Origin of the sequence: Streptomyces wuyuanensis, from assembly GCF_900103455.1 — a bacterium.
In the GTDB taxonomy this organism is placed as follows: Bacteria; Actinomycetota; Actinomycetes; order Streptomycetales; family Streptomycetaceae; genus Streptomyces; species Streptomyces wuyuanensis.
In genome coordinates this window covers 1-22,449 of the sequence record NZ_FNHI01000031.1, presented here as the reverse complement: position 1 = coordinate 22,449, position 22,449 = coordinate 1, and the positions used below count along the sequence as shown (strand labels likewise).

19 protein-coding genes and 1 pseudogene are annotated in these 22,449 nt (G+C 72.0%); 14 read left to right on the top strand and 6 right to left on the bottom strand.

Annotation, left to right across the window (positions count from 1 at the left end; translation table 11 throughout):
* Positions 1-257: 257 nt before the first annotated feature.
* Positions 258-1,685: a right-handed parallel beta-helix repeat-containing protein gene (locus BLT82_RS33360; RefSeq protein ID WP_093661743.1), complete on the bottom strand. Its 1,428-nt coding sequence runs from the start codon at positions 1,683-1,685 to the stop codon at positions 258-260.
* A gap of 653 nt (positions 1,686-2,338) precedes the next feature.
* On the opposite strand from BLT82_RS33360, the gene BLT82_RS33355 reads away from it, so the two are divergent.
* Positions 2,339-2,602: a hypothetical protein gene (locus tag BLT82_RS33355; protein ID WP_143041574.1), complete on the top strand. Its 264-nt coding sequence runs from the start codon at positions 2,339-2,341 to the stop codon at positions 2,600-2,602.
* A gap of 175 nt (positions 2,603-2,777) precedes the next feature.
* Here BLT82_RS33355 and BLT82_RS33350 read toward each other — a convergent pair whose 3' ends face one another.
* Positions 2,778-3,986, bottom strand: coding sequence for an epoxide hydrolase family protein (locus tag BLT82_RS33350; protein ID WP_093661738.1), 1,209 nt, complete (start codon positions 3,984-3,986; stop codon positions 2,778-2,780).
* A gap of 350 nt (positions 3,987-4,336) precedes the next feature.
* Between BLT82_RS33350 and BLT82_RS33345 the strand changes: the two genes are divergently transcribed.
* Both BLT82_RS33345 and BLT82_RS33340 read left to right on the top strand, forming a co-directional pair.
* Positions 4,337-4,948 carry a hypothetical protein gene (locus BLT82_RS33345; RefSeq protein WP_208868115.1) on the top strand — a complete coding sequence of 204 codons (612 nt, stop codon included), beginning with the start codon at positions 4,337-4,339 and terminating at the stop codon, positions 4,946-4,948.
* 121 nt (positions 4,949-5,069) lie between these two features.
* On the top strand, positions 5,070-5,555 hold the full coding sequence (locus tag BLT82_RS33340; RefSeq protein WP_093661736.1) for a MarR family winged helix-turn-helix transcriptional regulator: 486 nt from the start codon (positions 5,070-5,072) through the stop codon (positions 5,553-5,555).
* Between the two features lie 388 nt (positions 5,556-5,943).
* Here BLT82_RS33340 and BLT82_RS33335 read toward each other — a convergent pair whose 3' ends face one another.
* A complete protein-coding gene (locus BLT82_RS33335; RefSeq protein WP_093661734.1) occupies positions 5,944-6,594 on the bottom strand; it encodes an FMN-dependent NADH-azoreductase in 651 nt (216 codons plus the stop codon).
* 153 nt (positions 6,595-6,747) lie between these two features.
* On the opposite strand from BLT82_RS33335, the pseudogene BLT82_RS33330 reads away from it, so the two are divergent.
* From BLT82_RS33330 to BLT82_RS33305, 6 genes and pseudogenes are all read left to right on the top strand, one after another.
* Positions 6,748-7,404: pseudogene (locus BLT82_RS33330) on the top strand (nitroreductase); the annotation flags it as partial.
* 104 nt (positions 7,405-7,508) lie between these two features.
* Positions 7,509-8,342 carry a sigma-70 family RNA polymerase sigma factor gene (locus BLT82_RS33325; RefSeq protein ID WP_093661732.1) on the top strand — a complete coding sequence of 278 codons (834 nt, stop codon included), beginning with the start codon at positions 7,509-7,511 and terminating at the stop codon, positions 8,340-8,342.
* A gap of 708 nt (positions 8,343-9,050) precedes the next feature.
* Positions 9,051-9,965, top strand: a complete 915-nt coding sequence (locus tag BLT82_RS33320) for a patatin-like phospholipase family protein (protein WP_208868114.1) — start codon at positions 9,051-9,053, stop codon at positions 9,963-9,965.
* A complete protein-coding gene (locus BLT82_RS33315; protein ID WP_093661728.1) occupies positions 9,962-11,200 on the top strand; it encodes a macrolide family glycosyltransferase in 1,239 nt (412 codons plus the stop codon). Before BLT82_RS33320 ends, BLT82_RS33315 begins: the two co-directional genes overlap by 4 nt.
* Before the next feature lie 3 nt (positions 11,201-11,203).
* The gene (locus BLT82_RS33310) at positions 11,204-11,689 is read left to right on the top strand and encodes a hypothetical protein (RefSeq protein WP_093661726.1); all 486 of its coding nucleotides are present in this window, start codon (positions 11,204-11,206) and stop codon (positions 11,687-11,689) included.
* A complete protein-coding gene (locus BLT82_RS33305; RefSeq protein WP_093661724.1) occupies positions 11,686-12,624 on the top strand; it encodes a hypothetical protein in 939 nt (312 codons plus the stop codon). The genes BLT82_RS33310 and BLT82_RS33305 overlap by 4 nt, the downstream gene beginning before the upstream one ends.
* A 68-nt stretch (positions 12,625-12,692) precedes the next feature.
* Here the strand turns inward: BLT82_RS33305 and BLT82_RS33300 are convergent, their stop codons facing one another.
* A complete protein-coding gene (locus tag BLT82_RS33300) occupies positions 12,693-13,862 on the bottom strand; it encodes a hypothetical protein (RefSeq protein ID WP_244529842.1) in 1,170 nt (389 codons plus the stop codon).
* Positions 13,863-14,395: 533 nt separating this feature from the next.
* Here BLT82_RS33300 and BLT82_RS33295 point away from each other — a divergent pair.
* From BLT82_RS33295 to BLT82_RS33280, 4 genes are all read left to right on the top strand, one after another.
* A complete protein-coding gene (locus tag BLT82_RS33295; protein WP_093661722.1) occupies positions 14,396-14,866 on the top strand; it encodes a GntR family transcriptional regulator in 471 nt (156 codons plus the stop codon).
* Positions 14,863-15,765 (top strand): ABC transporter ATP-binding protein, encoded by a 903-nt coding sequence (locus BLT82_RS33290; protein WP_093661720.1) that lies wholly within the window; start codon positions 14,863-14,865, stop codon positions 15,763-15,765. The genes BLT82_RS33295 and BLT82_RS33290 overlap by 4 nt, the downstream gene beginning before the upstream one ends.
* The gene (locus BLT82_RS33285) at positions 15,762-16,718 is read left to right on the top strand and encodes a transporter (RefSeq protein WP_093661718.1); all 957 of its coding nucleotides are present in this window, start codon (positions 15,762-15,764) and stop codon (positions 16,716-16,718) included. The genes BLT82_RS33290 and BLT82_RS33285 overlap by 4 nt, the downstream gene beginning before the upstream one ends.
* Before the next feature lie 77 nt (positions 16,719-16,795).
* Positions 16,796-17,611, top strand: a complete 816-nt coding sequence (locus tag BLT82_RS33280) for a class I SAM-dependent DNA methyltransferase (RefSeq protein ID WP_093661716.1) — start codon at positions 16,796-16,798, stop codon at positions 17,609-17,611.
* Between the two features lie 98 nt (positions 17,612-17,709).
* Here BLT82_RS33280 and BLT82_RS33275 read toward each other — a convergent pair whose 3' ends face one another.
* Both BLT82_RS33275 and BLT82_RS37420 read right to left on the bottom strand, forming a co-directional pair.
* Positions 17,710-18,330 (bottom strand): hypothetical protein, encoded by a 621-nt coding sequence (locus tag BLT82_RS33275; RefSeq protein WP_093661714.1) that lies wholly within the window; start codon positions 18,328-18,330, stop codon positions 17,710-17,712.
* Entirely contained in the window at positions 18,327-20,885 is a 2,559-nt protein-coding gene (locus BLT82_RS37420; RefSeq protein WP_167746154.1) for a Flp family type IVb pilin, read from the bottom strand. Before BLT82_RS37420 ends, BLT82_RS33275 begins: the two co-directional genes overlap by 4 nt.
* A gap of 275 nt (positions 20,886-21,160) precedes the next feature.
* Between BLT82_RS37420 and BLT82_RS33265 the strand changes: the two genes are divergently transcribed.
* The coding region (locus BLT82_RS33265) for a PAS domain S-box protein (protein ID WP_244529840.1) at positions 21,161-22,449 on the top strand (1,289 nt) is incomplete at its 3' end.

The following is a 22,449-nucleotide window of genomic DNA, read 5'->3' as shown; positions in this document are numbered from 1 at the left end:
GGACCGTCCGCGCGGGTGCGGGGAGCAGGCCCGGGACACGTCATTCGGCCGGGTTCCGGCGGTGCCGTCCCCGCGGATGCGGGCGGTGACGGTTCGTACTTCCGCATCGGAACCTGGCGAATGCGGCCCGAGGACCGTGCCGTTCCTCCACGAGGGAGGTCGGATGTACGGCGCGGTCCCCGGCCGGCGTGGGGTGGCTCGGCGGCCCGCCGGAGCGGGAGCTCCGGCGGGCCGCGCGGGATTGCCGTGGAGGGCGGTCAGCCTGCGCAGCCGGGCACGGGGTTGGCGCTGCCGGCGCAGTTGGTCGGCGAGTTGTCGGTGATCTCGTTGGTGCCGTAGGCGGTGACCACGCCCTGGTTGTTGATACCTCCGGGAGCCGTGTGGGACGTGTTGCGGGTGATCACGGCGTCGGTCAGGGTGACGAGGCTGTTGGCGGAGATGTAGATCCCGCCGCCGCTGAAGCCGACGCCCGGGGTCTGGTTGAGAGTGATCTTGCTTCGGCGGATGGACACCTCCTCCGTGCCGGAGGTGGCGACGTGGATACCACCGCCGTTGCCCTGGGTGGCGGTGTTCCTCTGGATCAGGGTGTCCTCGATCACCGCGGGTGCGTTCAGGCTGAGTGCGCCGCCGTTCCCTCCCGCCGTGTTGTCGGTGATGCGGCTGGTACGTACGTGCAGGCCCTCGTTGTTGTGCAGGATGGCCCCACCCCGTCCTCCGGCGGTGTTCCAGGAGATGACGGAGTCGTTGATGTCGACGGAACCGTCGGACTGGTGGATGGCTCCGCCGTCGACGGTGGCGGAGTTGCGCTCGAACCGGGTCCCGGTGACCGTCACGGCACCCGAATCCGTGTAGAGGCCGCCACCGTCCTCGGCGGTGTTCTCCGCGATCCTGGTCTTGGTGACGGTCAGCTTGGCGTAGTAGTTGTAGATGCCGCCGCCGTCCCGGTTCGTCGAGTTCGCGGTGACGCTGCTGTCGCGGATGGCGGTGATTCCCTGGTTGTAGAGTCCGGCGCCGTCCGCGTCCGTCGCGGTGTTCCCGGAGAGGGTGACCTTCTCGAGGAGGAGTCGCCCCGCCTCCTCGACGAGGATGCCCCCACCGTCCTCGGAGTTGGGGTTCCTGCCGCCGGAGATCGTGACGTCGCTGAGGTCGAGGTCGCCGCCGTCGGCGATCTGCAGGATGCGGAAGTCGGGAGCACCCGCGTCGCGGGTGATGGTCGCACCGTTGCCGTCGATGGTGATCGGCTGGACGATGCGCGGCAGCCCGTTGCCGCTGCCCCCCAGATTCACTGTCAGCGTGTACGTGCACCTGCCGGCGAGGCTGAGCTTCCGGTCGGTCCTGGTGTTGGCTTCCGTGATCGCGGCGATCAGTGCGTCGGTGTCGCAGGGCACCCTGACGGTGCGGCGATCCCCGCGACCGTCACCGGGGCGGTCCCCGCGGCCCGGCTCGTCATCGCGGCATTCGCCGTCGCGGCAGTGAGCGGTCGTCCGCCGGTCCTGCCCGGCGGCCGGGAGCGGGACCGCGCGCTCCGTCTTCGGCCGGGCGGGTGCGTCCACGGTCTGAGCCGCTGCCACATGCGGGGCGAAGACCGTGAGTCCCGCGGCCGCGACCGCCGCCAGCCTCCACGTTCGGCCGAGTGCTGTGACCCTTTCGGGCGCGCGCCTGGTCGAGCTCTGCAGTTCAGACACGTGTTGTCTCCTCATCGCCACGTCCGATGCCCCGGCTGCGCTGGAGGGGCGACAAGATAAGAACACACAAAATGGGCAAAGTGCTTAAAAAAGGTGTGCGGCGCGCCTTCTGCTCCTCCCGGTAAGACGGGTTGCCTGCGGGCGTCCAAGGGGTCCTGGCGGAGGCGCCGGACGTGCCGGGGCGGTGGGAGGCGCCCGGCGACGGCCCGCCGCCGAAGCGAGGCAGGTCACCGGCTCTCCGAGACCGGCCTCGCCGCGACCCGGGTCGCCTGCAGAGCCCCTGCTGCCCGCCGTCGCGCGGCGGGGGCGCAAGTGCCGTCGGACGGGCCGAGAGGCGTACGCGCCGCGCATGCCGTACCGGCCGGGGCCCGGCGCCCTCGCGCCTGCCTCCGCAGTGGGATGGCCGCTGTCCGCATCGTGATCCCTCGGCGGGTCCACGGGTCGCTCGGCGGGGCAGCCGGCCCGTTCGCCGAGTCGGCGGTGCGACCACACTGCGCCCGGACGCCTCCACGCGCTCACGCTCCGCGCACCGACCGGCGGTCCTCTGGCGCCGAACCTCTGGATTACCTCAACTCTGCTTTGAACCAGCCGGTGTTCGGGCATCCCGCTCGCACGGGGAACATCCTCGCTTCGGGGGACGGAAAGGTGAGGTCATGGGAGTCACTGTTGCCGTGGTGGCCGCCGCCATCGTGCTGATCGGCGCGATCGTATGGGTGAGTCGCGCTTTCGCCGGCACGCGTACCGCAGGCGCGCGGAAGGGCCGGGCCGGCGGCGGCGTCCGTGCGGGGGACGCGGGGGCGTCGACCTGGCTGGTCACGTCGGGCTCGTGGGCGGCCGGTGGGAGCTGCGACGCCTCGTCGTCGAGCAGCAGCAGCAGCTGCGGGGGCGGGGGAGGCGGCTGCGGCGGCGGCTGCTGACGAACGGCCTGCCGGCGGTGCCCTTCCCCATGAAGGGCCCCGCCGGCTGTCCCTTCCGCCGTGAAGGACCGGGGGTGGGCGGGGCCGCACGCTCCACGGCGCGCCCGACTGGTCACGGTGCCCGGCGAACTCCGCTGCCGGGCACCGTGATCGGTCCCTCACCGGAGCCGCGCCGTCACCCGCGGAGCGGCCGCAGCCCTGTGCGAACCTCGTCGACGAAGTACCCGGGTTGCTCCCAGGCGGCGAAGTGCCCTCCCTCGGGGACCCTGTTGTAGTGGATGAGGTTCGGATACGCCTTCTCCGCCCAGCTCTTCGGGGGCCGGTACATCTCCGTGGGGAAGACGCTGGCGGCGACGGGGAGCCTGACGCCCTTGGCGCCGAAGAAGGAGATCCCGGCCTGGGCCGTCTCCCAGTACAGACGTGCCGCGGAGACCGCCGACTTCGTCAGCCAGAACAGCGTGATGTTGTCCAGGACGTCGTCGCGCGTCAGCCCCTCGGGTTCGCCGGCGAAGGACCGGGAGATCATCTCCAGGCTCTGCCAGTCGTGGTCGAGCATGAACGCGGCGAGGCCGACCGGCGAGTCGACCAGTCCGGCGAGCGTCTGGGGGGCCGTGCCCATCTGGTAGGCGTAGGGCACATCCGCGTAGGCGGACCTGAGTTGCTCGACGGCCTCGTTCTCCTCCGGGCTGAGGGAAACGTCGTCGGGCACCGGGTCGCCGCCCTCGATGGCGGCCATGACGGCGGGCGGCACCGCGTTGGCCATGTTGGTGTGGATCCCGATCAGCCCTTCGGGCTCCTGGACCCCCATGATGTCGGTGACGATCGCGCCCCAGTCGCCCCCTTGTGCCGCATACCTGGTGTATCCCAGGCGCTTCATGAGCTCGCCCCAGGCCCTGGCCATCCGCTCGGGGTTCCAGCCGGGCTCCGACGGCTTGCCGGAGAAGCCGTAACCGGGCATCGACGGCACCACCAAGTGGAAGGCGTCGGACGCGTCGCCGCCGTGGGCGGTGGGATCGGCGAGCGGCTCGATGATCTTCAACTGCTCGATGACCGAGCCGGGCCATCCGTGCGTCACGAGCAGCGGCAGGGCGTCCTCGTGCTTCGAACGCACATGGATGAAGTGGATGTCCAGCCCGTCGATCTCGGTGACGAAGTGCGGCAGCGCCTTGAGCTTTGCCTCGACCTTGCGCCAGTCGTACTCCGAGGCCCAGTACTGCGCGAGTGCCCGGAGCGTCGCGAACGGCGTGCCCTGCGACTGGTCCTTGACGGTCTCCTCCTCGGGCCAGCGTGTGGCCAGGATCCGATCTCGCAGTCCGTCGAGCTCCGAATCGGGGATGTCGAACGTGAACGGCCGGACCGCCGTAGGGTCGGATGTATCGGACATGTGCCTCTCCCTGGTGGAGTGGCCCGCGCGTGCGCCACCCGCGCGCCGCGCGTGGGGCGAGAATGGAATTGGTCCCGTGGCTGAACTCCGGGACATCGCGCTGTCGTTGGCGCGGTAGATGCCGTATCGGCCGCGCCCCTCGGCGACGGCCCCCGGCACGAGCAGAACCGCGAGAGCATCGGTGATGCCGCGCGGCACAAGGGAGCGGCGTTGGCTCCGCGACAGAAAGCTAACATGCAGCGCAAACGTTTACAAATGGGCAAATAAGGAAATCCCTGTCCTTTCGGGCGGGGTTGGGTGGCGTGCGGTGCTCGGCGGAAGTCCTGTTCGGAAGGGAGGCGAGGAGGGGCGTGCGGCTTCGGTTCGAGGGGTGGATCGCGGGGATCGGCACCCGGTCGGGTGTTCGTCTGGTGCTGGGGCGCTGGGTGCGATCGCCGTTCGGGGCGTTCAGTGACGTCATGATCGAGCGGGCGAGTGGGGAGCGTCTGCTGCTGGCCCCGTCCCGTGAAATCGGCGACTTCGTCGCCGCGACCTATGCGTTCGACGAGGTACGGATCGTGCCGGTGGACGTGAACGCCGGGGAGAAGGACTGGGCTGTTGCGGCGCCGTCGCTGCGGCTGCGCTTCGGCACCGGGCGGCGCGGAGGGCTGGGATGGCTGCTGCGGGCCGTGCCCCGCTCGCTCGCCGCCCGGCCGGCGTGGAGCGCGCTGGTCGACCTCCCGGCGCGGCTGATGCCGGGTGTGCGGACCCGCGGCGCAAGCGGGTTCGGCCGTCGTGAGTGGTACGGGGTGCAGGACCTTCTGCCCGTCGTGACCGCCGATGCCGTCTTCGAGGGGGTGGATCTGGGGCCGCTCGCCCCCGTCGAGCCGCCCGTGCGCTTCGGGTTCGGCTCCGTCCCCCGGGCGCCGGCCGTCGTGCGGCTCACGACCACGGTCGACCTGGAAGGCGGGCGGTCGGCCTGACTTGGGGGCGGCGGAGCCCCGGCGCCGGCCGGCCGCGGTCGGAGGTCCGGGTGCGGACGGCCCCGTACTTAATTTCATTCGATACCGTATTGAATGAATGAATAGCTGGTAGTGTGCGCCTATGACGGCCGACGTTCCTCTCTCGCCCACCGCCTCGCGTGCGACCGACCGCCGCGGGGAGGCCTCGCCATTCGCCCTCGGTCTGCTGCTGCGCCAGGCCCACTGGCGGGCGGCGGCGGTGATGGCGGAGGCACTTCGCCCGCTCGGCATCGAGCTACGGCACTTCGCCGTGCTGATCGTGCTGGTCGACCGCGGCGCCACGGTGCAGCGGGACTTGGCGGCGGCGACGGGGTCGGACAAGGCGGGGATCATGCGGGTCGTCGACGACCTGGAGCGTCGAGGTCTGGCCGTACGCAAGGCTGTTCCGGGCGACCGGAGGGCGCGGGCGGTGGAGATCACGCCGCAGGGCGTCGAGCTCTTCGACGCGGCTCATGTGGCGGCGGTGCCGCTTGCCGAGAGTCTGGTTGCCGAACTGGGGCCGGGCGAGCCCGAGATGTTGATGGATCTGCTGACCCGGTTCGCCTATCCCGCCGGCGCCGAGGCGTAGGCGCGCCTCGCCACCGGTTGCCGCCGCCGGTCACAAGGCGTTCGGGGCGGCCGTTCCCGCACGGACCTCCGCGGCGGCCCCGGCCCGGAGCCGCATCGTTGCCACCCGCCGGAGCCGGCTGCTCCGCGGGGGCCGCGCCCGAGTGCTCGAGGCGGGCCCGAGCTGACGGTCCGGTACCACGAGCGGCACATCCGAACGGCGGTGTCTTCCCGTTCTGGCGGCCATGGCGGCCCCTTCGCGCATCCCGCCTGCGGCCGGACGTTCGGGCGGGCGAGGCGTCCGGCCGCAGATGCGGGCCCTCAGTCGCCGTGTCCGGAGAGGTGCGGACGACGGGGTGCCGTGTGGCGTCCTGCGGTGAGGCGCCACACGGCTTCCCTTGCGCGTGAGTTCACACGGCGAGGCGCTCGGCGAGATCCTTGGCCTTGGTGGCCGCTTCGACGAAGGCGCGCTCGCGAGAGGCGTGGTAGAGGGGGACCAGCTCGGACATGGCCGGGACGCGGGGGGCCATGGTCAGTTCCGGGACGATGAATTCGGGTTCCAGGCCGAGGCTGCCCTTGAGGACGGCCTCCAGGTAGTTCTGTACGAACTCGAAGCCCTCGCGCGGTGTGCCCGGCGCGTAGGAGCCGCCGCGACTGGCGACGACGACGACCGGTGTGCCCTGGGCGGACGGGGTCTCGCCCGAGGTGCGGCCCGCCAGGATCACGTTGTCCAGCCATGTCTTGAGGGTCGACGGGATCGAGTAGTTGTACATCGGGGCGCCGATCAGGACCGCGTCCGCCTGCTCGAGCTCCTCTATCAGCTCCACGCGCGCGGCGAGCGCGGCGGACTGCTCCGGGGTGCGCTCAGACGCCGGGGCGAGCCCCGCCAAGTGGGCTGTGGCGGTGATGTGCGGGACGGGGTCGGCGGCGAGGTCGCGGTAGATCACCCTGCCCTCCGGGTGCTGCTCCCCCCAGGCCTTCCGGAAGGCGTCCGTCACCGAGCGTGACGAGGACGTCTCGCCGGGGAACACGGACGAGTCGATGTGCAGCAGCGTGGCCATGGATCTCTCTCCAAAAGGTGATGCCCGCGGCGTGCAACCACGGGCTTGCGGGTTTTCTGCCCAAATATAGTTAAGCACGAGATGGTATTGAGTGATACCATCTCGGGTGTAACGAAAACTGGGACGGCGAACGGATGAAGGAGGTCGGCGATCTTGGACATCTACGAGGCGGTCACGAGCCGACGGGCCGTGCGCGGATACATCGGCCGGCAGGTCCCAAGAGAGCTGCTGGAACGTGTACTGCGCGCGGCCGCCTGGTCGCCGTCCGCATCGAACCTCCAGCCGTGGCGCGTCTACGTGCTGACCGGCGCGCCGCTGGCCGAGCTGAAGAAGCGCGCGGGTGAACGCGTGGCCGGATGTGAACCGTGGGACGAGCCGGAGTACGAGATGTACCCGCCGGCGCTGAAGTCGCCCTACCGTGAACGCCGTTCGGCCTTCGGCGAGCAGCGCTACGGGGACCTCGGCATCGCGCGCGAGGACCTGGATGCGCGCCAGCGGGCCGCCGCCGCGAACTGGGACTGCTTCGGTGCGCCCGCCGCCCTGTTCTGCTACATCGACCGCGACCTGGGCCCGCCCCAGTGGTCCGACGTCGGGATGTATCTGCAGACCGTCATGCTGCTGCTCCGCGCCGAAGGGCTGCACAGCTGCGCGCAGATGGCGTGGGCGAAGTACCACCGGACCGTCGCGGAGGTCCTCTCGCCCCCGGGCGGGCTCATCCTCTTCTGCGGCATGTCGATCGGGTTCGAGGACGTCACGGTGCGTCACACCCGTACGGGCCGGGCGCCGCTCGACGAGACGGTCACGTTCGTCGGGGAGCCGGCCGCGGACCGCTTGCCGGGGCTGCCTGCCGCAGCCCCGCAGCAGGGTGATCCCTGCGCGGACGGCCGCAATCGGAAGAACGGAACCACGGAACCATGCATCTTCAAACACCCCCCACGACAAGTACCCTCCACGAGGCCCTCTCCGTCTTCGTGCAACACCGGCCGCGCCTTTTCGGAATCGCCTATCGCGTGCTCGGCAGTACGGCCGATGCCGAAGACGTGGTCCAGGAAGTGTGGCTGCGATGGCAGAAGACCGACCGCTCCGCGGTGGTGAGCCCGGCGGCCTTCCTCTCGGTCACGACGACCCGCCTGGCCATCAACGTCGCGAAGTCCGCGCATACGCGCCGGGAAGTCTGCCTCGGGCCCCGGTCGCCCGAACCCATCGACACGAGCGTGGAGCCGGAGGCGGGCGCGCAGCGCGCGGAGGCAGTGGAACTGGCCCTGCGGCTGGTGCTGGAGAGGCTGACCCCCATGGAACGCGCCGCGTACGTCCTGCGCGAGGCGTTCGAATACGCCTACTCCGAGATAGCCGAGATCCTTCAGGTCAGTCTCGCCAACGTGCGGAAGATCGTGAGCCGCGCCCGCAGGCGTCTGTCGGCCGGGCAGCGCAGAACCGTGGACACGACGGAGCACCGACGCCTCGTCGACACGTTCGTCGCAGCGGCTCGAACAGGGGACGTGGCCTCACTGGAGGCCCTGCTCACCCCCGGATGCCTCACGTCCGTCCGGCGGACGCGATACCCGGGGCGCCGCTTGTGCACGTGTCCCGGGCCGTGCGCACGTGGTCAGCCGCGTCTCCGCGCAACCGCGTCGACGGCGCAACGCGCGTCCAGGGCCGGTCGAGGGCAACGGCCGTACAGGCCCGGCACAACGGATGCGCCTTCCCGCGTCGATGCCGTACTCGGCGCGGCGTTGTGCGGTACGTGACCGCGACGGTACGCCCGTACGCACGAGGTCACAGATGCCCTGGTGCGACCGCTGCCACCGGGTGACACCGGCGGCGGGCAGCCCGCCGGGCAGTGCGGCTCCCGGTCCACGCACGGTCCGTGCGTCCCGCGGAGCCGGGCCGGACGGAGCCGATCGACGCCGCCGACCGCCCGCGGAGACGGCGGAACCGTCGGCCCGCGCGCCAACTGCCCTTCTCCCTCCTACTTCTTCCGGCCTTGCGGGGTCTTCGCGCCGGTGGCGACAGAATGCGCCGTACGGCCCGCTCCCCGGACAGGACGGCAGCTACCTGCTCGGGCCCGAAGCCTCTCGGGCCCGGACCCAACACCACAGATCCGGCGGGGCGCCATGCGCCTCGCGACCCACGGACGCAACGCGTTGTCACACGACTCCGTGACGGCCTCACCGGACACGACCGACCGGTGGCGCCCCGGCCGGCAGGCGGTCGGGACCCGGCTGCGGGACCGATCCGCTTCGGTGCCGTGGTGAGAAAGGTGAATCATGAGGATTGCTTGTGGCCGGGTTCCGGCCTCATGGGGACGCCTGCGCTTCAGGGGAGCGCGGCTCGACGAGTGGTCGTGGCGCGACGAGCGCCGAACGACCACCCGTGGCGACGGCGCGGGCCTCCTGCCGGCGAGCAGGCCGCCCGATGGCCCCGCCTCGGCCGGCCTGAGTGCGCTTCCCCGCCCCGTGGCGGTGGTGGTGGGCGCCGGCGGCGTGCTCGGAGCGGCGCATGTCGGCCTCGGGTACGCGCTGGAGGAGCGCGGCTTCGTACCGGACATGATCATCGGAACCTCGGTGGGCGCCCTCGTCGGGGCCATCGCGGCGGCCCACCCCGACGGCTCCGCACCGTGGCTGGACACCGTGTGGACCCAGCTGCGCCGCCGCCAGGTCTATCCGCTGGGCTGCCCGTCCTCACGGGCCAGCATCTTCACCGATCGCGGCCTGCGCCGGCTGATCGCGCGGTCCGGACTCCCGCGCCGGATCGAGGAACTGCCCGTCCCGTTCACCGCGGTGGCGGTGGACCTCGACACCGGTGCCCCGGTGCTGCTCGACCACGGGGACCTCGAGTCCGCGCTGCTCGCCAGCGCGGCCGTTCCCGGGATCCTGCCACCGGTGGATCGCGAGGGCAGGACCCTCGTCGACGGCGGTCTGATCGCCTACGTTCCGGTCCTGGCGGCCCTGCAGGCCGGTGCGGCCAGTGTGGTGGTGCTGTCCACCGGTCCGGAGAGCATGCCGTTGCGTCCGGCCGTCCCGCGCCGGCGGGCCGGGGCGATCGCCGCGAGGGCCGGACTGCTGCTGATGCGCCATCAGATCGAGCGTGATCTGCACGAGGTGTCCCGGCACGTGCCGACCGTCGTGCTGCCGACCGGCATCGAGAGCTGGCCCGCCCCGTGGGACTTCGGCCATTCCCAGCGTCTGATCAGCACCGCGTCCCGTTCGGCGGGTCGCTTCCTGGACGAGCTCAGGGTCAGCGGTCCGGGCCTGTACCGGGTCGACGGTTCCCCGGCGGCGACCGTGACGTCGACGGCCGCCGTCTCGACACCGGCGACGGCCGGCCCGGGCGGGACGACCACCTGCACCGTATCGGGGGCCGGACTGTGAGTACCGTCGCGTTCCTCAACATCGCCATGCACGGCCGCGTCAACCCGACGCTGCCGGTGGTGGCCGAACTCGTCCGGCGCGGCCACTCGGTCACGTACCACACCTCGCCCGCGTTCCACGAGGAGATCGAGGCCGCCGGTGCCACCGTGTGCCTCTACCCCGGGGGCGACCAGCCGCTGCCCGATCCGCCGACGCCGCTCACGCTGATCGAGGGGCTGGCCGGCACCGCCGTCCGCCTGCTGCCCACGGTGCTCGACGACCTGCGCCGCATCCGGCCCCAGCTGATCGTGCACGACAGCGCCTGTCCGTGGGGCGCGGTCGCCGCACGCGAACTCGGGGTCCCGGCGGCGGCGTCGTTCACCACCTTCGCCTTCAACCGGCACGTGCCGAGCCCCACCCGCGGTTCATGGGACCTGTTCGCCGCCGCGGCCGCCCGGCCGGGCAGCCTCCGGGGCTACACGCGCTCGCGCTGCGCGCTGCGCCGCCGCTACGACACCGGGGGGCTGCCCGCGTTCGACATGGGAAGCATCCGCCAGCCGCTCAATCTGGTGTACACCTCACGGCTGTTCCAGCCCGGCGTCGAGGGCTTCGACCGGTCCTACCAGTTCGTCGGCCCGAGCATCGGCGCCCGCCCGGCCGACCCCTCCTTCCCGGCAGACGGGCTGCGCGGCCCGGTGCTGTACGCCTCGCTGGGCACGGTGTTCAACGCCGACCCGCGGTTGCTGCGCACTTTCGCCACGGCGCTGGCCCCGCTGGGCGGCACCGTGATCGTGTCCACCGGGCAGACCGATCCCGCGGCACTGGGGCCGCTGCCCGCCAACGTCATCGCCCGCCGCTTCGTACCGCAACCGGAGGTACTGGCCCGCGCGGCGCTGTTCGTCACCCACGGCGGAATGAACAGCGTCAACGAGGCCATGTACGCAGGGGTTCCGATGCTGGTGGTCCCGCAGGGCGCCGACCAGCCGATGGTGGCCCGCCGCGTCGAGGAACTCGGCGCCGGCCTGTCGGTCCGTACCCAGGACGTCTCCGTGGAGTCCGTGCGTGCACTCGCCGGGCGACTGCTGCACCGCCCCCGGTTCCGGGCGGCCGCGGCCGGCCTGCGGGTCGCCCAGCGTGAGGCGGGCGGATACCGGCGAGCCGCCGACGAACTCGAGCGGTACCTGCGCGCGGCCGGCCCCATCGGCCGCCCGGCCGGGCCCGTCGTCACTTCCGTCGATCCGTCACCGCGAGGCTGAGCAATGTCACTCGTCGTCGTCCTGCTGCTGTTCGCCGGGGTGTCGGAGGCCGCCGGGCGCATCCTGCCCCTGGCGGTGCGCCGGCCCGGCATGTCGCGGACCCTGGTCGCCGGGTCGCTGGTGGCCGGTGGCCTTGTCGAGGGTGCCGTGCTCGCGTTGTGGCCGTCGGCCGCGTGGACCCTGGCCGAGCTGTTGCTGTCCGCTCCGCCGCCGGGCGCGCGACTGGTGTGGACACCCGACCTGGTCGCCCCGCTCGTGCTCGCCGCCGTCCTCGCGTTCCCCCTGCTCGGCCCGTTCCTCCATCTGCTGCTCTTCGTAGGGGTCGGGGCCCAACTGGCGAGCCAGCTCGCCATGGGGACCGGGCTGGGCTGGTGGAGCGCAGCCGGTTGCGTGGCCGCCGCCGGGACCGGGCTCGGTGTCGCGGTGGAGGCGGTCCGACGTCTGGTCGTGAGGATCAGCGCGACCGAGGCGCGGGAGTCGATCGCATGAACGCCTTCCTGCTCTGGGTCTTCGCGATCGGACCCGTCCTGCTCGCCGAAGCCCTGCTTGCGCGCTACGAGGTGATGGCCTACGGCGCGCGCTGGCGGGCCCCCGTCACCGAGCTTCCCCGGGGCGTGCCGTACGCCCGCGGCGCGGACCCCGACAGCCCCCCCGACGCCTACCTGGTCTACCTGGACGGCATCGGCAAACGCCGCGTCCGGGACAGCCGGGACGGCGGCCAGCTGGTCAAGGCCCTGATAGCCAGGGCCCCGGGGTTGCGGGTGCTGGGCCAGGTGCAGCCCTACTCGCCGCTGGCCGACCCACTGGCCGAGCGGCCGGTGTGGGCCTGGCTTCGCCGCCGTATCGGCGTCCTCCTTTTCCTGCACAACGTCATGCAGATCTTCGTCGCCGCCGACCACCGCTACCGGCCCCTGTACAACCGGGCCATCGGCTCACAGATCGCCGTTCAGCTCCGGCTCGCCGGCTACCGTCCCGGCAGCGGTGTCCCCGTGGTGCTGCTCAGCTACAGCGGCGGCGCGCAGGTCGCCACCGGCGCGGTCGACGGACTCCGCACCCAACTGGGCGCCCCGCTCCTGCTGATCACCCTGGGCGGATTCCACAACGGTGCCAACGATCTCACCCGCGCCGAGCACCTGCATCGGCTGACCAGCGCGAGCGACCGGATCGAACGCCTCGGCACCTGGATCTTCCCCCAGCGCTGGCGGGTGTTCCACGGCAGCGGATGGAACCGGGCCCGCCGCGCCGGGAAGATCACCGTGCACCGGCTCGACCCGGCCACGCACGTCGGGCCCCGGAGCTACATCAGCCCGTCCGCCCGGGTGCCCGACGGCCGCAGCCATCTCGACCGCACCGCCGACACCGTGACCGCCCTGATCCGTGCCGACTGCGGCGAACCCGCGGCCGCGGACGGCCCGTTGCCCTGACGGCCTCGGCGGGGGGAGCGCGGCACCGGGCCAGGTGCCGCGCTCCCCCGCCCCGCGGGCGGACGCGGTCAGACGGGATCCAGTGTGATCGCGGTCGCCGTGCCGAGCGTGCCGTCGGTGGGGATCGTGCGCACGGTGGTGTCGCGGCCGGCGACGAGGCGGGCAAGCGCCGCCTGGTCCGGTTGCAGACGGCCGTGCTCGAACAGAACGAGGGTCACGCGGGTTCCCGGGGGCGGCGCCATGCGGCGGTACTGCGCGTAGGTGACCGCGTCGCAGCCCGAGTACCAGCCCATCTCGGGTTCGTAGCCGGTGACCAGGAGGCAGGGGCCCTCGGTCGCGAGGCGCTCGGCGACCGGTGCGACGGAGCGGCTGAGACGGTCGGGCCCGGGCATCGCCCCGTGGGCCACGACCTGGGCCGTACCGGCGGTGGTGAGACCGGCCAGTCCGGCGAGGGCGGCGAGCAGGCCCCTTCCCCAGCGGCCGGTCCGCTCGGCCACCGCCTCGACCCCCAGCACGGTGAGCAGGACGACCGGGAGGTAGACGAACCGCGGTTCGCCGTCCGTCACCAGCCCGAGGACGACGAACACGAGGACGGACGAGGAACCGAGGAACACCGGGCGGCGGGTGACGGGCGCTCCGTCGTGCCGGGCGCGCAGGGCACGTGCCGTCAGGAGCAGCCCGCCGGCCATCACCAGGGCGCCCAGGTCTCCGGCCAGGCGGTAGGGGAAGATCGCGAGGTAGTAGACGAGGCCGTCGCCCACGTACACGCGGTTGGCCTGTGAGCCGGCCCAGAGGATCAGGCCCAGCGGCGATCCGGTGTGCCGCGTGGCGTGGACGAAGTGCGGCAGCAGGCCCACGAGGAGGACGGCCAGCGCGACGGCCAGCCGGCGGCCCTGATCCAGCCAGGCGCGCGGACCGTAGGCGAACAGCGCGGCCAGGGCTATCGCCAGGAGGTTGCCGACGCTGCCGTAGCGCATGTGGATCGCGCCCACGGCCACGGCCGCCGCGACGGGCAGGGCGCGGGAGTGCCGCACTTCCTGGGCGCGGGTGAGGAGGAAGACGACGATCAGCAGCAGGCCGGTGGTGCCGATGTCGTTGAGGAACTCCGGTACGCGGCGCAGGAATCCGAGACCGGAGAGCAGCAGTGCGACGACCACGACGGCTCGGTGCGGTGTCGTCCACCGCGCCGCGACGAGGTAGGTCGTGACGATGGTGAAGAGCGTGAGCAGGAGAGCCACCGTCCGCAGGCTGCCCACGTCGTCGTGGACGGCGAGCGCCAGGCGTCCCAGCGCCGGGAGGCCGGTAGCTGCCCCAGCCCGCGTCGGGGCTGCCGTCGGCCCAGGAGCGGGCCTTGTTGGCGTAGACGGCCTCCTCGTGCCCCAGCCGGGGCTCGTGGTCCTGGAGTACGGCCCATGCTCCGGCCGCAGCCGCCAGCACGGTCGCGAGGTACGCCGGGGCAGGTATCCGGCGCAGCTCGCGTATCACCCGGCGGAGGGGCCCGGGCAGGTCGGCCTTGCGCCACCGGGGACGTGCGAGCCACCAGGCGGGTGCCGCGCCCAGCAGAAAGGGCCAGGGCTGCCGGCCCGGCAGCACGCCGCCCAGACCGGCGACCAGCATCAACTGCTGGGCCACCGCGGCGAAGGTCAGCGCGACGGCGACGGCGAGGGCCGTTCGGGTGGATCTCCTGCGTGACATCCCGGCCGTGTTTGACATGCCTGCCGTGCCTCCATCATGCTTGTGCTAATTCATTAATGGAAGCACACTGAGAATCGTGGAAGGTGACGTGGTTGAGTACCGGATCGACCGTGGCAGCGGCGTACCGGCCTACGTCCAGATCGTCGAGCAGACCGAACGGGCGCTGCGGATGGGCATGCTGAAGGTCGGGGACAAATTGCCCACGGCCAAGGAAGTGGTGGCGGCGACCGCCATCAACCCCAACACCGTGCTCCGCGCCTACCGCGACCTGGAGCAGGCCGGCCTGGTCGAACTGCGCCGCGGGCTCGGCACCTTCATTACCCGGTCGCTCGCCCGGCCCGGCGCGGAGGACGACTCGCCCCTGCGCGCGGAACTCGCCGACTGGACGGCACGCGCGCGAGCGGCGGGCCTGGAACGGGCCGACATCCTGGCCCTGGTCTCAGCCGCTCTGGACGCCCATGACGACGATCGGCGCGGCCACAACCCCGGCGACCGGGTGCAGCAGCACGACCCGGGCGACCGGAAGCACGAAGAGGAGGACGCATGACCGTGCCTGACGCGCTGCGCGCCACGGGACTCGGGTTCCGGTACCGCGCGAAGGGCGGCTGGATCCTGCGCGACTGCGAGTTCGCCGTGCCCACCGGCTGCATCACCGCCCTCGTCGGGCGCAACGGCGCTGGCAAGAGCACCCTGCTGCAGCTGGCCGGCGGACTGCTGCGCGCCGGCGCCGGGGAACTGCGCGTACTCGATGCCGTACCGGGCACACCGGAGGCCCGCGCCCGGGTCGCGCTGCTCACCCAGGACAAGCCGCTCTACCCCCGCTTCACCGTGGCGGACACCTTGACGATGGGCGAGAAGCTGAACACCACATGGGACCGGACGGGCGCCGAGCGGACCGTCCGCGAGGGCGGCATCGCTCCGTCCGCACGCGTCGGCGAGCTGTCGCCCGGCCAGCGCACCCGCGTCGCGCTCGCCCTGGCGCTCGGCAAACGGCCCGAACTGCTGCTCCTGGACGAGCCGATGGCCGACCTCGACCCCGTGGCCCGAGGCGAGATCATGGCGACGCTCATGGCCGAGGCGGCCGAGCGGGGCACGACCATCGTGCTGTCCTCGCACGTCCTGCCCGAACTGGAGCAGACCTGCGACTGGGTGCTCCTGCTGCGGGACGGCCGTATCGAACTGAGCGAGGAGGCAGGCGAGTTGCGCGACAGCCACGCCCTGCTGACCGGACATCGCGACCAGGCCGGCAACCTGGCGGAACCGCACACCGTCGTACGGCGCCGGGACAGCGGCAGACAGACGACCGCCCTGATAAGGCAGCACGGACCGCTGCGGGGCGACTGGCACGTCGAGCGGCCCCGGCTGGAAGACGTCCTGGTCGGCTACCTGCAGGCCGGCGAAACGCAGCGGACGGCCGGCGCCGGGCGGACGGAGGCGGCGGCGTGAAAGGCTCCCTCTGGCTCGCCTGGCGTCAGCAGCGGATGCTGGTCGGCGTCGGCCTCGCCGTACTGGCAACAGCCGCGGTGATCGCCGCGTACTCCCGCTCGGGCATGCTCGACGCCCTGCGCAGCGGGCTGTTCGACCACTGCGGCACCGGGCCGCTCCACTGCGCACAGACCGGCACCGGCCTGCCCCTGCTGCTGGACACCGCACCGCTGAAGGTCCTGGGGGCGCTGAACATCGCCCTGCCCGTCCTGATCGGCGTCTTCTGGGGCGCCCCGCTGCTGGGCCGCGACCGGGAACTGGGCACGCACCGCATGATCCTCGCCCAGGGGGTCAGCCGTGGCCAGTGGTTCGCCTCCCGGTTCGGCCTCGCCGCGGCGAGCACGACCGTCATCTCCGGCCTGCTCGCGGGAGTGTTCGCGTGGTGGTGGCGACCCGCCGCCGACCGTAGCTACGGTCTGTTCTGGTACGAGAGCACGGTCCTGAACGGCTCGGGCCCGCGCGTCGTGGCCGCCGCGCTGTTCGGCCTCGCGGCCGGAACGCTGCTCGGGCTGCTCGTCCGCAGGGTCCTGTCCGCGATGGGCCTGGCCCTCCTGGCGACCGGGGCGACGGCGCTCCTGCTGGAGTGGGCGCACCACGTGCGCCTGCTCGTCCCGCCGCTCACGTACACCAGCCCCGGCAGCACGCCCAAGGCGCCCATGGGCGACAAGTGGTCGACCGGACACTACGGCCTGACCACCGCCTCCGGTCACCGCGAGGACGTCATGAACTGCCCCTTTCCCTCGGGCTCCCGGCTCAGCGACTGCATGGACCGGCACGGCTACGTCGCCCGCTTCTACGAGGCCAACCCGGCCGGCGACTACTGGGCCTTCCAGTGGACCGACACCGCCGTCCTCGGTGGCCTCGCACTCCTGCTCACGGCCGTCACCATGCTGCTCCTGCGCCGCCGCATCTGACCGCCCCACCCCGCATCCCGCACCCGCCATCCCCGTACCCCCCGACCCGGGGCCCTTCGCACGGAGGTCGCTTCACCATGCCCGCCGACGCCAAGTCACCGAAGAAACTGCGCAACAACCGGGCCGCCCTCACCCACAAGGTCGGCTACGCCCTGCGCCACCCCGGCCGCGTCACCCCGTACCTCCGCCGGGCCGGCCGGGACGCCTGGCTGCGCCTCAAGCACCCCGACCACGTCGGCTACTACCGGGCCGTGATGGCCTCGGACACCCGCCGCAACCCCGAGGCCGCGGTCGGCAGCCAGACCCACCAACGCTGGCTGGCCCTCGGGCAGATGCAGTTCGACTACCTGATCGAGCACGGACTGAGCCCGGAGCACCGGATGCTCGACATCGGCTGCGGCAACCTCCGCGGCGGCTGGCGCTTCATCGACCACCTCGACGCCGGGAACTACTACGGCATCGACATCTCTCCCGACATCCTGATCGCCGCCAAGCAGACCCTCACCGAACGCGGGCTCCAGGACAAGCTGCCGCATCTGACGATCGTCGGCGACCTCACCCTGGACTTCCTGCCCGCCGACCACTTCGACGTCATCCACGCGCACAGCGTCTTCTCCCACTCGCCGCTCGACGTCATCGAGGAATGCCTCGCCAACGTCGGCCGCGTGCTGACGGACACCGGGTTCTTCGACTTCACCTTCGACCGCACCGAGGGCGCCGAACACCAGGTGCTCCGCGAGGACTTCTACTACCGCACCGAGACCCTCCTGGCCCTGGCGCGCAAGCACGGCCTGCATGCACGCTTCATGGAGGACTGGGAGGAGCGCCCCCACGGCCAGTCGAAGATCCGGGTCAGCCGCGCGGCACCGACGGGACAGGGCGGGCGGCCGTGACGTCGACGCGCGACCGCGGCACACTGCGCACCGGGTCGACGAGGGCGTCCGCGGAGGCGGCCGGCGGTCCCGTCACGGCATGCTCCTGCTCGTGATCATCACGGTCGCCGGAGCTCGTACTCGACGGCCTCCCGGACCTCGTCCGGGAGGCCGTCGTACGCGGCGAGCCGCGCGAGGGCGGCCCGGCTCTCGGCTACGGACCGGGTGCAGCCGAGCGCGCCCACGGCCTTCGCGGCGGCCATGCCGCGCTGGGCGTAGAGCTCGGCGAGGTCCATCAGCCAGGGCGTGAGGGCGGCCTCGTCGTCGACCATCAAGCCGCACCAGTACAGCGTCTGCTCGGCGATCCAGGCGGTGATGCGGCGGGTCCAGACCTCCCGGAAGCCGCTCGTGGCGAAGCCCATGCGGTCGCACTCGGCCTCGGCCGCGGCCATCCGCTCGGCCGTCACGTACCGGGCGTAGGGCATGCGCTCGCGCAGCACGGCACGGATCGCGGTCCACTCGGGGTAGCCCTCGTCGGAGGAGTCGTGGACCACCACCTCCTCCGGCGGCTCGGGCGCCGCGAGCGGCTCGGGTGGGAGGCAGGCTTCCAGCACGGCCCGCGCGTAGGCGAGGGTCTCCCCGTCCTCCTTCTCCGTCGTCCAGATGAAGGCGTTGTCCCACGGATACGGGTAGTTCCGCAGCGCCTCCGGCAGCAGCGGGGTCTCGTCGGCGGCGGTCACGTCACTCCCAGGTATTCCATGGCGCTCTTGGGGTCGTTCATCTTGCCGGAGTCCAGCGCCGCCCGCTTCTCGGCGTCGCTCTTGGCGTTCCACGCGTCGTCCATCGCCCTGATCTGCGTCGGGGTGAAGTCCTGCCCGGCGATGCGTACACCGAGGCCGTTCTCGGCGAAGGTGCGGGCCGGAGTGCCCTCGGGGGTGACGTTGCTCCTCCGGTCGGTCTGGTAGCCGTCGAAGATCTTGTGCCAGTCCTTCCTCTGCTCGATCTCGTAGCGGGCGACCCGCGGCGGAACGGCACCGTCCTGCCCGGCCCAGTCGGCCAGCCGCTTCGCCTGCGCCGGGACGGTGTACTTGGTGGCGGCGTTGGCGGTGTTCTTCACCTCGACGGCGTGGACGTTGCCGTCCTTCCCCCTGTACAGGACGTCGACGTCGTCGACGTCCGAGACGTCGACGGTGGTGCCGTCTCCCATGTCGACGGACTGGCGGCCCTTCTTGCCGCCGACCGCTCCGTAGACCTTGGTGCCCCCGGCCGCCTCGGAGGCCGCCCGCCGGGCAGCGCGGACCTCGGCCATCGCCTCGGCCAGCTGGTGCCGGTCTCCGGCCTTCAGGACCGTGGCGGCGAGCGATCCGCGGGTCTGGTTGTCGATGCCCCTGTTCTTGAGCATCTCGTCGAGGTCGTTCAGCGCCGCGGCCAGTTCCTCCTTGCCGTACTCGCCCTTCCTGGGATCGGGATCGTCCTTCGCCTTCGCCACCAGACCGTCGATGCCGCCCTCGGTGAGGTTGAAGCGGTCCTCCTTGGGCGTCTTCTGCTTGTCGCGTCCGTCGGCGATCGTCCGCTTGACCCGTGCGGCCACATCGCCGAGCTCGGCCGCGTCCGCCGCCCCGTCCGCCTCGTCGGCCTGCTCCTGCGCCTCACGGGCGTCGTCCGCCTCCGCGCCCTCGCACCGCCTGGGGGTCTCCTGCCCGACGAAGCCGACCGGCACCGAGGCGGGCGCGGCCGCGAGTACGACGGTGCCGCTGCCGGGCCCGCCGAGGGGGCGCGGGGCGCCTGCGCCGTACGGGACGACGAACGCGCCGCCGAGGGCGACGAGCTTGCACCCGCCCGCTTCCTCCACCTTCTCCTTCGCCTCGTCGGCGACCTCCTGGGCCTCCTCGGCCGCGTCCCGGGCACCCTTGGCGTCGCCCGCGTCCGCGGCCTTGCGGGCACGCCCGGCCGCGTCCTTGGCCTTGTCGACGATCTCGGTGACGGCCCCGGCGATCCTGCCCAGGCGGCCGAGCTTGCCCAGCTTGGCGGCCGCCTTGACCTCGCCGTAGCCGGGGATGAAGAGCGAGCCGACGTTCCAGATCACGTTGGTGACGGCCTGGGTCTCCTCGCCCCGGTTCCAGGTGTCGCGCACCTCGTCGCCGACGAACATGTCGTCCAGGGGCTTCAGGACCACGTCGACGCCCGTCCCGCCCCAGTCGGTGAGCGCGTCCCAGTACTCGCCCCGGTCCCACTTGTCACCGGCGCCGGCCGTGCCCTCGGTCCAGACGTCGCCGAGGCTGCCGAAGTAGTCGCCGAGCCCCGCGATGCTGTCGATCGGGTGGATGATCGTGTTCCAGGTGTCGGTCACATCGCCCCAGACGCCGTCTACGAACAGGCCTTCCAGGACCTGGCCGCCGTAGTCGAGGGTGCAGCCCCAGAAGCCGGAGCAGTCCTCCTGCCCGCCTTCGCCGTCCCCGCGGCTGCCGTCCGCCGTCGTCCCGGCGTCGCCGATCGGCTCGTACGGATCGGTGGGGTCGCCGCCCTCGTCGCCGTCCTCGTCGCCGGAGCTCCCGCCGGTCGCGTCCCCACCGGCACCGTCACCGTCGCCTTCGGTGTTTCCGCCGTCCGTACCCTCGCCGGTGGTGCCGTCCGTGCCGTCGGCCGCCTGGGGCGTGCCGCCGTCCCCGGCCTCGGCCGGGCAGGACCGACCCACCAGGGAACACACGGCCTCCTGCAGCCGGCCGGCGATCCTCTCGCCGACGCTGCTCATCACCAGTGCCGCCACTATCGCGGCGACCAACAGGATCAGACCGGTGTACTCGACCGCCGTCTGACCGCGGTCCCGGCGCCAGGTCATCAGGTGCGGCAGCGAGAACCGGGGCCGCTCCTGCCGTTCGGACGGAGCCGAACGGAACCACTCCCGGGACTCCTTCCCGAACAGGAAGACCAGGACCACGACCGGCAGCAGGAGCTGGGCCAGGCCCTGGAGCGAACCGTCCCGTACGTTGGCCAGGCCGCCGCACACCAGCCACGCCTGTACGGCGATCAGCCCCCGGCGGACTCCGTTGCCGCCCGTCCACGCCCGGCGTGCGAGCAGCCATCCGGCGACGCCGGGCGCCGCCGCGTACAGCAGGGCGCCGAGCACCGGCCCGTCCAGCGCGTCCGCTTGCGCTGCGGTGAGCAGCAGACCGATCCCGCCCGTGATCGTCGCTGCGAACAGGACGTACACAAGCCGGCGCGCGGCCGTCAACTGCTGCGGCATGGCGCGTCGCGGGACTCTGCCCGCTCCGGTGACATCGATGTAGAAGGACATGCTCGCCCACCCCCCGGACGGCCGAGAGTAGGCCGCCGGGGCGAGTACCACCTGGGCCCCTGGACCCAAATCCGGTCCCAGCGCCGGGGCCCAACGCAGACCCGCCCCGGGCGCAACGCGGCTCCCCGGCGCGATGCGGTGGCGCTCGAACCGGATCCCGCCGGGCCGCGGCGTTGTCACAGAGCGAAGGCCCATCCGGTCAACCACCCCAAATGGTGCATTTCGAGCCCTGCCTCGCTCGTGAACACCCCCGGCCGCACAAGGACAGCACTTCGATGACCACAATCAGCACTGGTTTCATGACGATCGGTGACCGGATGAACGCGTCCGGGGTTTCCGAGACGGCGTTCGCTCTGTTCGACGAGCGGGGGGCGACGGTGGCGTGGACGCAGGCTGCCGAGCGGCTCGTGGGGTATTCCGCCGGGGAGGTGGTGGGACGGTCCGCGGCTCTCGTGCTGCCTCCGTTCGCCGAGGCCGGGGCGATGTCGGCGTTCGTCGAGCAGTGCCGGGCACGGAACGGCTGGTCGGGTGTGACGGCGGTGCGGCACCGGGACGGCCACACGGTCGACGTCACCCTGCGGATCTCGATGCTTCGCGGGCGGGGTGGAACGGTGCAGTGGCTCACGTCCGTCAGCGACGTGGGGGTGCTGTCCGGTGAAGCGGTGAACGGTGCGGTGCGGGGTGCGCTCCTCACCAGCGCGCCGGTGGGAATCTCCGTGCGCGACCTGCAGCTGCGCTGCTTCGGCGTGAACGAGACGATCGAGATGCACGACGGGATTCCCCGCGAACGGCGGCTCGGGCGCCGGTTCACCGACGCGATGCCTGGTGCCAAGGCCGAGGCGCTCGAGGCGGTGATGCGGCAGGTGCTGCAGAGCGGCACGACCAAGGTCCACGAGTACCGGACCTGGCTTCCGACGGTTCTCGGCCCGGAGCGCCCGTTCGCGGTGTCGTTCTCCTGTCTCCAGGGCGCCGACGGCCAGGCGCTGGGGATGTGCGTCATCAGCGCCGACGTCACCGAGTGCCGGCTGGCGCGCGAGCGTCTCACCGTCCTCGGTCACGCCGGCACCCGCCTCGGCAGGACCCTGGACGTCTGGGAGATCGGCCAGGCACTGGCCGACTTCGCGGTGCCCCTGTTCGCCGACTTCGCCGCCGTGGACCTGGAGAAGTCGATCCCGTTCAGCGAGGGAGCACCGGTCCGCATCGGCCCGGTGGGGGAGCGCCTCCCCGTGCTCCGGCGAGCGGGTCTGGCCTCGGTGCGCGAAGGGGTCCAGGACTCCCCGTGGGCGCGCGGTGACGCGGTCCCCCTGCCGCCCGGGTCACCCGTGACGGAAGTCCTGAGCACCGGCAGGTCCCATCTCGAGCCGATCATGGACACCGCTGCAGGCACCTGGCTCGACGAGGAACCGCTGCGGGCGAGAATGATCCACGAGAGCGGGATGCACTCGCTGATGGTCGTCCCCATCCGCACCCGGCGTGCCCTGCTGGGCGTGGTGGTGTTCACCCGTAGTGAGAATCCGGTCCCGTTCCAGGAGATCGATTTGTTGTTGGCTGAGGAGCTTGTGGG

Coding starts and splice junctions, on each gene's coding strand:
- BLT82_RS33340 (WP_093661736.1), top strand. CDS start 5,070: ATGACGGCCGACGTTCCTCTCTCGCCCACCGCCTCGCGTGCGACCGAC.
- BLT82_RS33310 (WP_093661726.1), top strand. CDS start 11,204: ATGTCACTCGTCGTCGTCCTGCTGCTGTTCGCCGGGGTGTCGGAGGCC.
- BLT82_RS33280 (WP_093661716.1), top strand. CDS start 16,796: ATGCCCGCCGACGCCAAGTCACCGAAGAAACTGCGCAACAACCGGGCC.
- BLT82_RS33325 (WP_093661732.1), top strand. CDS start 7,509: ATGCATCTTCAAACACCCCCCACGACAAGTACCCTCCACGAGGCCCTC.
- BLT82_RS33290 (WP_093661720.1), top strand. CDS start 14,863: ATGACCGTGCCTGACGCGCTGCGCGCCACGGGACTCGGGTTCCGGTAC.
- BLT82_RS33335 (WP_093661734.1), bottom strand. CDS start 6,594: ATGGCCACGCTGCTGCACATCGACTCGTCCGTGTTCCCCGGCGAGACG.
- BLT82_RS33305 (WP_093661724.1), top strand. CDS start 11,686: ATGAACGCCTTCCTGCTCTGGGTCTTCGCGATCGGACCCGTCCTGCTC.
- BLT82_RS33350 (WP_093661738.1), bottom strand. CDS start 3,986: ATGTCCGATACATCCGACCCTACGGCGGTCCGGCCGTTCACGTTCGAC.
- BLT82_RS37420 (WP_167746154.1), bottom strand. CDS start 20,885: ATGTCCTTCTACATCGATGTCACCGGAGCGGGCAGAGTCCCGCGACGC.
- BLT82_RS33355 (WP_143041574.1), top strand. CDS start 2,339: ATGGGAGTCACTGTTGCCGTGGTGGCCGCCGCCATCGTGCTGATCGGC.